At 38.3% G+C, this 12158-nt stretch carries 14 protein-coding genes; 9 read left to right on the forward strand and 5 right to left on the reverse strand.

The features are described 5' to 3' along the window. Window positions 1-75: 75 nt before the first annotated feature. The 4 genes from opcA (at window position 76) to C4E06_RS14405 (ending at window position 3186) form a co-directional block, all read left to right on the forward strand. Entirely contained in the window at window positions 76-1437 is a 1362-nt protein-coding gene (gene opcA / locus C4E06_RS14390; RefSeq protein ID WP_107668695.1) for a glucose-6-phosphate dehydrogenase assembly protein OpcA, read from the forward strand. Window positions 1438-2044: 607 nt separating this feature from the next. Then, window positions 2045-2233: a hypothetical protein gene (locus C4E06_RS14395; RefSeq protein ID WP_107668696.1), complete on the forward strand. Its 189-nt coding sequence runs from the start codon at window positions 2045-2047 to the stop codon at window positions 2231-2233. Continuing rightward, window positions 2220-2447 (forward strand): hypothetical protein, encoded by a 228-nt coding sequence (locus tag C4E06_RS14400; protein ID WP_107668697.1) that lies wholly within the window; start codon window positions 2220-2222, stop codon window positions 2445-2447. The genes C4E06_RS14395 and C4E06_RS14400 overlap by 14 nt, the downstream gene beginning before the upstream one ends. A gap of 583 nt (window positions 2448-3030) precedes the next feature. Then, window positions 3031-3186 carry an isochorismate synthase gene (locus C4E06_RS14405; protein ID WP_107668718.1) on the forward strand — a complete coding sequence of 52 codons (156 nt, stop codon included), beginning with the start codon at window positions 3031-3033 and terminating at the stop codon, window positions 3184-3186. Between the two features lie 123 nt (window positions 3187-3309). Here the strand turns inward: C4E06_RS14405 and C4E06_RS14410 are convergent, their stop codons facing one another. Further along, a complete protein-coding gene (locus tag C4E06_RS14410; RefSeq protein ID WP_107668698.1) occupies window positions 3310-3492 on the reverse strand; it encodes a hypothetical protein in 183 nt (60 codons plus the stop codon). 454 nt (window positions 3493-3946) lie between these two features. Between C4E06_RS14410 and C4E06_RS14415 the strand changes: the two genes are divergently transcribed. The 3 genes from C4E06_RS14415 to C4E06_RS14425 are packed head-to-tail and all read left to right on the forward strand — an operon-like array spanning window position 3947 to window position 5089. Then, window positions 3947-4267: a DsrE family protein gene (locus C4E06_RS14415; RefSeq protein WP_107668699.1), complete on the forward strand. Its 321-nt coding sequence runs from the start codon at window positions 3947-3949 to the stop codon at window positions 4265-4267. A gap of 21 nt (window positions 4268-4288) precedes the next feature. Next, window positions 4289-4699, forward strand: coding sequence for a DsrE/DsrF/TusD sulfur relay family protein (locus C4E06_RS14420; RefSeq protein ID WP_107668700.1), 411 nt, complete (start codon window positions 4289-4291; stop codon window positions 4697-4699). Window positions 4700-4708: 9 nt separating this feature from the next. Further along, window positions 4709-5089 carry a DsrE family protein gene (locus tag C4E06_RS14425; RefSeq protein WP_107668701.1) on the forward strand — a complete coding sequence of 127 codons (381 nt, stop codon included), beginning with the start codon at window positions 4709-4711 and terminating at the stop codon, window positions 5087-5089. 59 nt (window positions 5090-5148) lie between these two features. Here the strand turns inward: C4E06_RS14425 and C4E06_RS14430 are convergent, their stop codons facing one another. The 3 genes from C4E06_RS14430 to C4E06_RS14440 all read right to left on the reverse strand — a co-directional run bounded on the left by C4E06_RS14430 (window position 5149) and on the right by C4E06_RS14440 (window position 8685). Then, window positions 5149-5658 (reverse strand): DUF29 family protein, encoded by a 510-nt coding sequence (locus tag C4E06_RS14430; protein WP_107668702.1) that lies wholly within the window; start codon window positions 5656-5658, stop codon window positions 5149-5151. A gap of 95 nt (window positions 5659-5753) precedes the next feature. Beyond that, entirely contained in the window at window positions 5754-7427 is a 1674-nt protein-coding gene (locus tag C4E06_RS14435; RefSeq protein WP_107668703.1) for an alpha-glucosidase, read from the reverse strand. Between the two features lie 391 nt (window positions 7428-7818). Continuing rightward, window positions 7819-8685, reverse strand: a complete 867-nt coding sequence (locus C4E06_RS14440) for an arginyl-tRNA synthetase (protein WP_107668704.1) — start codon at window positions 8683-8685, stop codon at window positions 7819-7821. A 63-nt stretch (window positions 8686-8748) separates the two neighbouring features. On the opposite strand from C4E06_RS14440, the gene C4E06_RS14445 reads away from it, so the two are divergent. After that, window positions 8749-9489 (forward strand): Crp/Fnr family transcriptional regulator, encoded by a 741-nt coding sequence (locus C4E06_RS14445; protein WP_107668705.1) that lies wholly within the window; start codon window positions 8749-8751, stop codon window positions 9487-9489. 57 nt (window positions 9490-9546) lie between these two features. Further along, window positions 9547-11880, forward strand: coding sequence for an EcoAI/FtnUII family type I restriction enzme subunit R (hsdR, locus tag C4E06_RS14450; RefSeq protein WP_107668706.1), 2334 nt, complete (start codon window positions 9547-9549; stop codon window positions 11878-11880). Window positions 11881-11966: 86 nt separating this feature from the next. Here the strand turns inward: hsdR and C4E06_RS27345 are convergent, their stop codons facing one another. Continuing rightward, window positions 11967-12116: a hypothetical protein gene (locus tag C4E06_RS27345; RefSeq protein ID WP_157951160.1), complete on the reverse strand. Its 150-nt coding sequence runs from the start codon at window positions 12114-12116 to the stop codon at window positions 11967-11969. Between the last annotated feature and the right edge of the window lie 42 nt (window positions 12117-12158).

Below are 12158 nucleotides of genomic sequence, written 5' to 3' on the forward strand. Positions count from 1 at the left end.
TTTGCAAACACGATCATTTTGGCTTCTACGACTTCATTAAATTAACTCTCAACTCCCTTAAATAACTAAACCATTATGACTACCCAAACTCCCCCCCTAGTTTCTCTGCAAGACCCGAAAGATGTCTCTATCGATGTTATTGAATCAGAATTAAGCAGTATTTGGCAAAGTTACAGCGATAATGACGATGGTATCGTGGCCACTCGTGCCACTTCCTTTACCTTCATTGTCTATGAACCCGAACCCACTCAACACCTATTAGCAGCCCTGGGCTTTTACACCGGTCCGATCGATGGTATTGCCGGCCCCCGTACCGTTGCCGCCATTAAATCGGCTCAAAAAGCCTATGAGATGGAGGTTACCGGGAAATCGAATCAAGATTTGATTAATAAACTACAAACCAAGTTTGAACAGGCAAAAGCCAATGGCCAACTTAACGAAGAACAAAAAGTGGCCGCTGGGTCCTATTCTCCTGACTTAGAAGGCACCGGCTTAGCCGATAGTATTGCTGCTTCTAACCCCTGTCGTATCATTACCCTCTGTCCTACCGTTGGAGAAGACGAAGGGGTGAAAGCTCAGGTTTCGGCCTATTGTCCCATCAATAAGCGCAGTCAACACACCCTTATTTGTTGCGAATATATTACCCTCAGAGGAACGGCCGCAGCCTTAGAGAGAGTTGGGGGCATTATTTCAGAATTAACCATTAGTGGTTTGCCTACTTTTGTTTGGTGGAAAGCCAGCCCCGAACCCGAATACGGACTATTTAAGCGGTTGGCTTCCCAAGGAGATACGTTAGTGGTAGATTCTAGCAACTTTAGTGAACCGGAAGCCCAGTTAGTAGAACTCGGTCAAATGTTAGAGCAGAATATCCCCCTAGCGGACTTAAACTGGGCAAGACTCAGCCCTTGGCAAGAATTAACGGCGGCTGCCTTTGACCCCCCAGAACGTCGTAATGCCGTGTTAGAGATTGACCGGGTTACTATCGATTATGAAAAGGGTAATGCGACTCAAGCGTTGATGTTTTTGGGATGGGTGGCCAGTCGGCTGCAATGGAAACCGGTTTCCTATGAACAAGAAGGCGATGACTATGATATTCGTCGGGTTAAGTTCGTCAATAATGAACAAAAGACCATCGAAGCTGAACTCGCCGGGGTTCCCTTGGCTGACTGGGGTGATGTGTTAGGAGACTTAATTAGTATTAAGTTAAGTTCGACTAATTTACAAGCAGACTGTTGTACGGTGTTATGTTCAGGGACAACCGGATGTATGCGGATGGAAGCCTCCGGTGGGGCGCAAGCTTGTCGTATTGAACAAGTGACTCCCTTAGGAGATCAAAAAACGGAGCATTTAATCGAGAAACAACTGCAACGTTGGGGTCCCGATGCGTTGTATCAAGAAAGTATCAACGTGACCATGGGAATTCTTAAGTTAGCCTAGAATAACTAACTAGAATTGTCATGATTTTAAGAAGCGAGTTTTAGGGTGATAGTGCCTTAAAACTCGTTTATTGTTGTATTAAAATCTTATGTATTATTTGAGGTAAATTATGATCGATAAAGAACTTAAAAAAGGTATATATAATCCTGATGAAGAACCTTGGGAGGAGGATAATGATGATTTCTAAGTGATCGCCGATCTTGTAGGTTGGGTTGAGGGACGAAACCCAACAATAATGGTGTTTGAGTGTATCTGATAAATAAGTGCGATCGCCTTTTTTGTAGGGTGCATTAACAATAGTAATAGTGTAATGCACCAAATATTGACTAATTAATTGATAAATTTAATGGTGGATTACGTTTCTCTAATCCACCCTACATTTGATTTGATTAATAAGGGATTATCGGTTAATTGTTTGGGTTTAACGGTGTTAAACCCCTACGGTTGTTTGCTGTAGGGGCATAATAATATTATGCCCTGGTTGGTAATGGTTAATGATTTGCGATCGCTGTTTATAACTGCTTATAACTGTTGCGCTATAGTAGAAGTGCCGATCTTGTCGTTTAAATTGAGATAAAATCAATATTATGTTAAAAAATTCCTAAGAATGCCAACTGCTAAACAATTAGAAAGTTTATATCGCATCTGCTATCAACTAACATATACCATGCTTCAGCCTATACATCTAATTTGTATTGATAATAGAACTGGTAATGTTTATATATTGGCTGGCTATGATGAAGAAATAGAGTTTCAGATAACACCTAATGGAGAATTTGCTGATGAGTCAAATTAATTATGATGCAATGTCAAGGGATGAGTTAAAACAATATTTTCTCAAGCATCGTGGAGATCATGCTGCCTTTCAAGCTTACTTAGATAGGATTAATCAACGTCCCCTTAAAATTATAGTGAGTCCTGATGATCCTGATTTTGATGAGAAAGTCCAAGCGGCTATTCGCCAAAAGTTGGAAACAGCAAGGAATAAGAGTAGTAAAGGATCTCAATGATCGCTTTATTTATAAAGCACATTAACCATAGTATAATGCACCAAATATTTACTAATTAATTGATAAATTTAAGGGTGGATTACGTTTCTCTAATCTGTATTAGTGCGATCGCGCTTTGTTGTAGGTTGGGTTAAGGGACGAAACCCAACAAAGATAAAATTTTACTAGAAAATATAGTACAATAAAACCTTATAAAAGATATTTTTGTACTAGCGATCTCGAAGAGATCCCCATAGCGGTGCGCCTATTGAACGCATGGATGCAATAAAACAAATCAAGTCTTATGCTAGTTAAGAGTAATCTTTGCTAAAAACTATTGCCAAATCCTCTAAAAATGGGATAATAATTAATAGGTACTTCGACTATAATTTATCAAAAAAGATATATTTCTTTATACAAGTTAAAATGATCCCTCATGGTTAGCAAAGTATTATAAAGAAAATTCAATATTTATTACTAACATAGCTAAAAATTAATCTTTTTATTACATAATCGGAATAGAGAAGAGAAAAACTTTATTCTCTTTGAATTGAAAGCAACAAACGAATTCATAATTTATTTAATGAAATTGGAGGGAGATGGTATGAAACTCAATGATAGATTACAAGAATTTGTGCAGTATTTGACAGAAGGCTTTGCTAGAATTTTTAGTCCAGCTAAAGACGACTATCAAGATATGGGAATACAGCCTTATGACTGTAAACCTTATATTAAAGCAAAAGCCAATAAAATCGTTTAGACAGAATCACTCATTTTTCTTGCTATTAATTAAGGGGCAAACATTTGTTTGCCCCTATTATTTGATTGTACAATTTTTGGTGTGTGAGGTAAGTATCATCATTTCATCTTTTAATCATAATCCTTATTTTTGAGCAACCGTAAAATCGCCAAAGTTAGGATCATGAGAAGGGGTTTCTAGCTGTTCAACCGGAACATGAGTCGCTGTTTGATTCATTGTGTTTGGAGTCATGGGGGACTCACCCAACTGCAATGATAGATAAAGCAACCACGTTACCGTACTAGCTAATAATAAACGTTCAAACATCTCACACCACCTAGAATCAATTGCGTTTAATAGAGAAGATCCATTAAATTAGGATTTGACTGCCGAAGGTTAAAAATATCAGACCATTTCCCTAAATTATGACAGTTAACACCGTCCGTTATCTATCTCCATTAACCTCCATTGTCTTTTAAGATTTTCTAGACGACCTTGTGGCTAAATAACCTCAAGGGATTTACCACCTAGGTAATCAACCTCCGCAAGACACTTCAATTGTAGCAAACCCTCACAAAAATATGGGCAAAGCTTGAGTAATTTGGAAATATTAACACTTATCCTTAAACTCAGTGATAGGGTTGTAGGAGAAGTGGACGGTTTGAGATAGCATTTTCATAGCCAGAGACTTCAACCATCTTGAGAACAGGAAATGTTCTTAATTCTCTCACCATGAGATGACCCATGATCACTCCTCAAATAAGTTACAATCTAGCAATCAATGGCTAAATATTTCCTAATTGAATCACAAAGTCCCTTTGATTATCCAGAGGTCAATAATAATTATAATCTCGCCTCTGATCTCGCTGATGCTGGTAACGAAGTTACCTTATTTTTAATCGAAAATGGTGTATTAGCAGCCCGTTCGACTGTAGCGTCTCAAGGATTAACCAATCTCGAAAAAGTCAAGTTATTAGCTGACGAATTTTCCTTAGATGAACGAGGTATTGACACCACAGAGTTAGGAACTAAAATCGAAGTTTCTAACGTGGCATCTATTGTAGATGCCATGAGTGAAGGACAAAAAATGATGTGGTTATAATTAATAGGAGAAACAAAAAAAATGAGTAAAACAGTTTTAAGTTTTTTGTTGATGGATAATCCTTTTGAGCAAGCCAGAACAACCACCGCTTTTCGCATGATTGATGCTGCTTTAGATAAGGGATACGACGTTAAAGTATTTACCTATGAAGGGGGGGTTTCTTTAGCCTTTGCCCATCAAAAACCCCATGCCAATAGTGTTCATGGTCGCACCTTTGACGAAGAAAATCACCCTTTAACTAAAGATTGGATCACAGCCTTATTTAATAAAGCAAAAAGTAAAGGATGTGAATTAGAATGGGTTAATTGTGGTCTTTGCGTCGACGAAAGAGGGGTTAACGATGCGGTAGAAGGCTGTCGTCGGGGCGCACCTAAAGACTTTTGGGAATGGTCTAAAGATGCAAACGGAACCTTAGTTATTGGCACAAAATAGGGAGAAACTATGAAAGTATTACAAGTCATTCAATCCGCTTATCGTTGCACCATTGAAGAACAAGATGATCCCGTTGTTTGGTTTATTCAAGTGTTAGAAACCATTGGCGGTGACGTTGATATTGTATTGAGGGCTAATGCTGTTAATTATGCCGTCAAAGGACAAGTGGTCGAAGGGCTTTCTTTTGGGGAATGGAAACAAAGTTTTCCTGCTAAACTTGATGACGATTTGCAACAATGTCTTGACAAAGGAATTAAAGTTTATGCGATTAGTGAAGACATTTCTAAGCGAGGCATTCCCGAAGGTAAATTATTAGCAGGAATTGAAAAAATATCCTTTAAAGAATTGCCTAAACTGTTTGAAAATTACGACCAAGTATGGCATTGGTAATCAAAAGGTAGGGTGGGCATTGCCCACCTGACTAACTTTAAACTGCTTAAAAAAAGGTCTTATTGTTTCCATTTATCTCCTCCTGGTAATTTAGAGAGTTGGTGATTAATTTCGCCTCTAATTGTTTTCTTTGAATAAGTATAAGTCATCTCTAATAAATCATAAGTTATGTTTTTAACTTCCTCTTCATTAATATTTTCTCTAAGTTGAAAAGGATTATATTTACCTTCAAAAACTTCTATACTAGCGGCAAAAATAGCATCGTCCAAAGCTTCTTCTAAAAAGTCTTGCCATTCTTGTTCTTTGATGTAATAAGATTTTTTATTATCTTTAAGATTAAGGGATTGTATTTTTACAATAGAATCTCGAATTGAAACCGCCCAAGAATTAGTTAAACGTTGTTCGACTTGGTTTTTAATTAGATGAATCAGTAATCTTACTAAAAAACTTTGGATTTTTTCTAAGATCGCTTTTTTGCTCATTTCTTCTAATTCATCAATAATTCCTAGTGCGTCTTGATAACGCCCTTCTTCAATATATTGCCTGAGTTCTATCAATTCTTGTGTCATAATTGATTAATTATTCTTTCACCGTATTAAAGTTATTTTCATTGTTTTATTTTACTAAAAAAATAAGGTGGGTATTGCCCACCTTACAAACTTAATTAACCCAAACAATTACCAAAAAAGACCCCATAACCAGGAATTTCAATGGTATGGTCATATCTACGATTGGTAAAATCCGATTCATCAGACTCTTGACAATTAGGATAATTAGACAAGTCGTGACGCAGTGCCACAGGGCTTAAATTGAATAAACAGATTAAGTGTTGTTCGTCGCATTTACGAGCGAAACCTAATAAGGGTTCTGGTGTGTCGAGCAACGTGAGATCCCCTTTGTTCAAAGCAGGTTGTCGGTTACGCCAACTAAATAAGCGACGATATTTATTAAGTAATGACATAGATTCCTTTTCTTGGCTGTCTACCGCCATCGGACAATGTTCAGAAGGAACAGGTAACCAAGGTTCTTTGGCTGTGGTAAACCCTGCGTTATGGGCCGAAGGGTCCCAAGGCATGGGAGTGCGACAACCATCTCGGCCTAGAATATTAGGATACCCTTGTAACCCGTAGGGATCTTGCATTTTTTCATAGGGAATATCTGCTTGAGTTAACCCCAACTCATCCCCTTGATAAATACAGCAACTACCTTTAAGGGCGAGAATTAAAGCTGCTAATAAATGCTCAAACGCTTCTTCGGTAAAGTGATCAATCTCTTGATGTTTTTGCCAACGACTTTTGAGACGAGGGAAATCATGGGTTCCGGCTGTCCAACAAATGACCCCATCTTTAAAATGGGTTTCAATGCGTTGAATCATTTCTCGCAGTCTCGCGTAACTAAATGGCTCATCTTTCATCAATTCTGAGTTATACGCCATGTGTAATCGATCCTCACCCGACACATATTCACTAGCCAAGAGTAAGGGATCTTCTGCGCTACTAATTTCAGCCAGGGTGGTGGTGCCAGGATATTCGTCCATTACCTGACGAATAGATTTGAGCAGATCGATGATTTCCGGTTGACAGAAATTGTGGAGATTTAAAAAGTCAAAAAAGGGATCTTTGGGATCAGCGCCGGCCGGGCGTTTCATTTCTGGGGGACGGGGGGGATTATCTCGTAATTGGCGATCGTGGAGATAAAAATTGACCACATCGAGGCGAAACCCATCAACGCCCATATCTAACCAAAAACGAGCCACATCAAAGATGGCTTCTTTAACCTCTGGGTTATACCAATTCAGATCCGGTTGAGACACTAAAAAGCTGTGTAAATAATATTGCTGTCGGGTTTCGTCCCATTCCCAAGCACTACCCCCAAAAGTAGCCCGCCAATTATTGGGTGGGGACCCATCGGGTTTGGCATCTTCCCATACATACCAGTCAGCTTTGGCATTATCCCGACTGCTACGACTTTCTAGGAACCAAGAATGTTGATCGGAGGTATGGTTCCAGACTTGATCAATTAAAATTTTCAAATTGCGATGATGAGCTTCTTTGAGCAGTAATTGGAAATCCTCCATGGTGCCAAACATGGGTTCAATGGCTCGATAGTCAGAAATATCGTAACCAAAATCCTTCATGGGGGATTTAAAGAAAGGAGAAATCCACACCGCATCCACTTCGAGTTGAGCAATATAGTCTAATTTTTGAATAATCCCTGGTAAATCTCCGATACCGTCCCCATTGCTATCAAAAAAGCTTCGAGGATAAACTTGATAAATGGCAGCACTCCGCCACCAATCTTGTGCTTGAGATTGTTTTGATGTAAGCGATAAATTCATACAGTCATGCTATTTAAGGTTTACTGAAAATATTGTTGAGTCGGGAGTTTCCTCCCATATCTCCCTCATCTAGGGAAGATAGATATAAGCCATGGCATTTCTTCACCCTAACACTTCATCCTTATTTCATAATCACAAGAATGGGTAATATCATCATCTTCTTCTGGTCTAAAAAAATTTAAAACGATCTTCCTTGCAACCTAAACAAGCAACATCAATGATCAAGTGAGAATGGGGAAGAAAACCCCCAGATCAGAAAGAGAACCGACGACTTTCCGTGTTTCGTCTCGGTTCTCTTGTCTGGTTCGCTCCTCACACTATGTATAACTATATAGGAAGCTTTGGGTTTTGTCATGTTACTTAAGATTTATTTTTGATTTATTACATAGATTTACAATCGGTGACGGGGTGGCTGTCCCCTTTGTGATAACCATAACCTTTGGAGTAAAATTTGTGTAATAGCGACTAAACCAAGCCTACCTTGAGATAATTGAGGATTATTTAGACTGGTGGCTCCAAAAATACGACAATACCGCTCAAAGGTTAGAAAAATCTCGCATAATGCCAGTGCTAGTTTGATCTCATTACGATTTGTCTCATTTTCTAAACGATCAACAGTGGTGATGATTTGAGAAATGAGGGAGAATTCAAATTGATTTAAATCTAAACTAAACCAAGGTATCCCTTGAGAAGTCGATAAAGACCATTGGTAAGGCTCAAAAAACTCACTTTTTAACTTGATAAGTCCCTCTTTATCTCCTAACCGTAATAAACGACAACAACGCGCATAAGTATATTCAATGGGCCATAAATTGTCATGATTTGTTGACTTTGAAGTGAACCTTTTTCGAGGATAGGTAAAACTAGACCAAGAGTCTAACCAAATAGATAGACTGCGATCGCATAGGGTAAACTCTAACCAACCGGGATCAAGAAGGGTTACGGTAAAGTTTAAAGCCTCTGGGGGGTTAGGTTGGGGTTGTAGGATGTTCAAAATACTGTCTGCCAGAGTCAGAGGAGAGAGAGGAGAATGAGAGGATAATTGAAAAGCGATCGCACAACGGTAAGCAATAGAATCAAGATGAGAGAGTCTATAGATAGAAATAGAGGGGTTGTGACTCAGAAAATCAGTCACAATTGAGCTATCTAAATTCAACAATTGAGTTAAAAGGAACTGCTGTAACTGTTGTTGAATAGAAAGGTTAGTTATTCTTATCGTTAAAGGATAAATACTCTTAATTATTCGGTTTTTTGTCATCTTTAGTAAAATTAGCTAGAATAATGGCTTCTTCATGATGGTTGTGTAAGAGTTGGTCTTTTTATGAAAAAAAGAGAGCGTCATTACTTTAATAATAAATCAGAGCAACTATTGTCTTCTGAATCATTATTAACTTGCCAAAAAGAACCGCCTTTTAATAACTTGCAAGAATTGTATAATTGGGGACGTTGCCATTATCGTCAACGAACTTTTCATAAAGATCAAACCATTCCCACCCGTCCTGGTTTATTATACATTGTCAATAAAGGGGCGGTTCGTTTGATGGGGTTGCCTTCTATTAATGAAGACCATAAACCGATGCAAAATGAATGTATAGAAGAGATTTTTCTAGGAATTTTAGGAACAGGGAAACCCTTTGAAATTGTCGAACATTCTTCTAGTATTATTAGAGTTGAGGCCCACGTTAATCAAACCTCTGTCATTTGGTTATATTGGCACGAATTAGTTGACTCTTTGAATATTTATATTAAAGTTTTAGAATTGTTTCGCCAACAACATCAAACTCAATTAATATGGATGAGTATTTTAGCCCAAAAACGAACAATAGATCGCTTGATGGGGTTGTTGATGTTGTTAGCAACCGAAGAAGGAGAAAGAACCGAAAAAGGTTATGCTTTGCCTTATATTTTAACCCATGCTCAAATTGCCAGTGCCATCGGAACCACTAGAGTTAATGTTACCCGTTTAATGGGACAATTGCGACAACAAGGGATGATTGAAGTTGATAAACATAATCGAATTTGTTGGAACATGAATCAGTTTGAAACTGAATTTAACTTTTAAGTTCATTTTCTATAAAATCTGGGCAAACTAACAGCAAGTCACTTCTTGCTACCTTCCATGACCAACATTAATAAAAAAAGTCTCAGTGAACGGGATATTTGTACAAAATATATTACGCCGGCGCTGGTACAAGACAATAAATGGGATAGTAACACCCAAATTCGAGAAGAAGTCACCTTTACCGATGGTCGCATATTAGTCAGAGGAAAACTAACCAGTCGAGGGAAAGGAAAACGGGCCGACTATATCCTCTACTACAAACCTAACTTACCCATTGCAGTCATTGAAGCGAAGGACAATAACCACAGTATGGGGGCCGGAATGCAGCAAGCAATGGACTATGCTCAAATTTTAGACATTCCCTTTGCTTATAGTTCTAATGGGGATGGCTTTATTGAACATGATTTTACCCGAAATGACCATTTAATCGAACGAGAGATAGGTTTAGATGAATTTCCTTCTCCTGACGAGTTATGGCAGCGTTATCGTCACTGGAAAGGCATCAAAGATGAAGAGAATGAAATTATTACCCATCCTTACTATAGCGACGGTAGGGGCAAAAAACCCCGTTATTATCAACTCAATGCCATTAATCGCACCATTGAAGCCATAGCCAAGGGAAATCAACGAATTTTGCTGGTAATGGCTACAGGAACCGGAAAAACCTTTACAGCGTTTCAAATTATTTGGCGGTTATGGAAATCTCGCACCAAGAAACGTATTTTATTTTTAGCAGACCGCAATATTTTAGTCGACCAAACTAAAACCAATGATTTTAAGCCCTTTGGTCAAACCATGACCAAAATTAAGCAGCGTCAAGTGGATAAGTCTTATGAAATTTATTTGGCGTTATATCAAGCAGTGACGGGAAATGAAGAAGAAAAGAATATTTATAAACAATTTTCCCCTGATTTCTTTGATTTAGTGGTGGTAGATGAATGTCACAGAGGAAGCGCAGCAGAGGATTCGGCCTGGCGAGACATTCTTGATTATTTTAGCAGTGCCACCCAAATCGGGTTAACGGCCACTCCCAAGGAAACAAAAGACATTTCTAATATTGACTATTTTGGTGAACCCATTTACACCTATTCCTTGAAACAAGGGATTGAAGATGGTTTTTTAGCCCCTTATAAGGTAATCCGCATTGATATCGATAAAGATTTGATGGGATGGCGACCGAAAGCGGGGCAACTGGATAAATATCAGCAATTTATCGAAGATAGAATCTATAATCAAACGGATATAAACCGGTCTTTGGTACTGGAAAACCGCGACATTTTGGTGGCCCAAAAAATTACGGAATTTCTCAAAGGGACGAACCGTTTTAGTAAAACCATTGTATTTTGTGAAGATATTGACCACGCAGAACGAATGCGTCGGGCCTTAGTGGTAGCAAATAGTGATTTAGTAGCGCAAAATAGCCGTTATGTGGTGAAAATTACAGGAGACGACAAAATTGGTAAGGAGGAGTTAGATAATTTTATTTTGCCTGATAGTCCTTATCCGGTGCTAGTCACCACTTCTAGGTTAATGACCACGGGGGTAGATGCTCAAACTTGTCAATTAATTGTCTTAGACCGTTCGATTAAGTCTATGACGGAGTTTAAGCAGATTATTGGTCGAGGAACCCGTATTAATGAGGCGTTTGGTAAATCTTACTTTACTATCATGGATTTTAAGAAGGCCACAGAGTTATTTGCAGACCCGGACTTTGATGGGGAACCAGTACAAATTTACGAACCGAAATCCCATGACCCTCTTATCGTAGAAGAGGATGAACCAGAAGAGATGACCAACGGTTTACCAGTGGTTAGAGAGAAACGGACGAAATATTATCTAGGGAAAGAGACGGTTACAACATCGATTATTAGAGAAAGGGTGCAGTATTACGATAAAGAAGGGAAGTTAATCACCGAATCGTTGAAAGATTACACCAAAAAGGCAGTTAACCAGGAATATGGGTCAATGGATAGGTTTTTGAGACAATGGAGTGAGGCAGAGAAAAAACAGGTCATTATTGATGAGTTACAAGAAAAAGGCGTTATTTTTGAAGGGTTAATGCAGGAAGTAGGGAAGGAGTTTGATGCGTTTGATTTGATTTGTCATGTGGCCTTTGACCAACCCCCGTTAAGTCGGGTTGAAAGGGCAAATGAGGTTAAAAAGCGCAATTATTTTACAAAATATGGCGAAAAAGCTAGAGAAGTGCTGAATGGGTTGTTAGATAAATATGCAGACGAAGGAATAGAGTCCATTGAAGATTTAAAAGTGTTAACCGTTGCACCTTTTAATCAGTTGGGAACACCCATAGAAATTATTAACCATTTTGGGGGTAAAAAGCAATATTTAGCAGCCTTGAAAGAGTTAGCAACCGAACTTTATCGGGTTTGTTAATGTTAGGGGTCAACGGCCGTTGACCCATACAATATGAACAAAAATGAGAATAACTAGAGATTTTTTTCCTTTTTATCAATTAATATTTATTTGTTTTCTTCTTCAGCTTCTTGACGGCGTTCTGAAATTAATTCACTGGCTAACGAGCAATTTTGAGCGTAACGAGCAACAATTTCTTGTACGCGGCGTAAAGCCTCTTTCTTAGATAAAATATCTAAATTTCTTTCTTCTGTCATAGGTTTTATTTATGGCATAATTTATATATCTGTCATTTTAAC

The sequence above is a fragment of the Cyanothece sp. BG0011 genome (assembly GCF_003013815.1).
In the GTDB taxonomy this organism is placed as follows: Bacteria; Cyanobacteriota; Cyanobacteriia; order Cyanobacteriales; family Microcystaceae; genus Crocosphaera.

Bases quoted from the DNA above. Each gene is read 5' to 3' on its own strand.
- opcA (WP_107668695.1), top strand. From the start codon at position 76: ATGACTACCCAAACTCCCCCCCTAGTTTCTCTGCAAGACCCGAAAGAT.
- C4E06_RS14395 (WP_107668696.1), top strand. From the start codon at position 2,045: ATGCCAACTGCTAAACAATTAGAAAGTTTATATCGCATCTGCTATCAA.
- C4E06_RS14400 (WP_107668697.1), top strand. From the start codon at position 2,220: ATGAGTCAAATTAATTATGATGCAATGTCAAGGGATGAGTTAAAACAA.
- C4E06_RS14405 (WP_107668718.1), top strand. From the start codon at position 3,031: ATGAAACTCAATGATAGATTACAAGAATTTGTGCAGTATTTGACAGAA.
- C4E06_RS14410 (WP_107668698.1), bottom strand. From the start codon at position 3,492: ATGTTTGAACGTTTATTATTAGCTAGTACGGTAACGTGGTTGCTTTAT.
- C4E06_RS14415 (WP_107668699.1), top strand. From the start codon at position 3,947: ATGGCTAAATATTTCCTAATTGAATCACAAAGTCCCTTTGATTATCCA.
- C4E06_RS14420 (WP_107668700.1), top strand. From the start codon at position 4,289: ATGAGTAAAACAGTTTTAAGTTTTTTGTTGATGGATAATCCTTTTGAG.
- C4E06_RS14425 (WP_107668701.1), top strand. From the start codon at position 4,709: ATGAAAGTATTACAAGTCATTCAATCCGCTTATCGTTGCACCATTGAA.
- C4E06_RS14430 (WP_107668702.1), bottom strand. From the start codon at position 5,658: ATGACACAAGAATTGATAGAACTCAGGCAATATATTGAAGAAGGGCGT.
- C4E06_RS14435 (WP_107668703.1), bottom strand. From the start codon at position 7,427: ATGAATTTATCGCTTACATCAAAACAATCTCAAGCACAAGATTGGTGG.
- C4E06_RS14440 (WP_107668704.1), bottom strand. From the start codon at position 8,685: ATGACAAAAAACCGAATAATTAAGAGTATTTATCCTTTAACGATAAGA.
- C4E06_RS14445 (WP_107668705.1), top strand. From the start codon at position 8,749: ATGAAAAAAAGAGAGCGTCATTACTTTAATAATAAATCAGAGCAACTA.
- hsdR (WP_107668706.1), top strand. From the start codon at position 9,547: ATGACCAACATTAATAAAAAAAGTCTCAGTGAACGGGATATTTGTACA.
- C4E06_RS27345 (WP_157951160.1), bottom strand. From the start codon at position 12,116: ATGACAGAAGAAAGAAATTTAGATATTTTATCTAAGAAAGAGGCTTTA.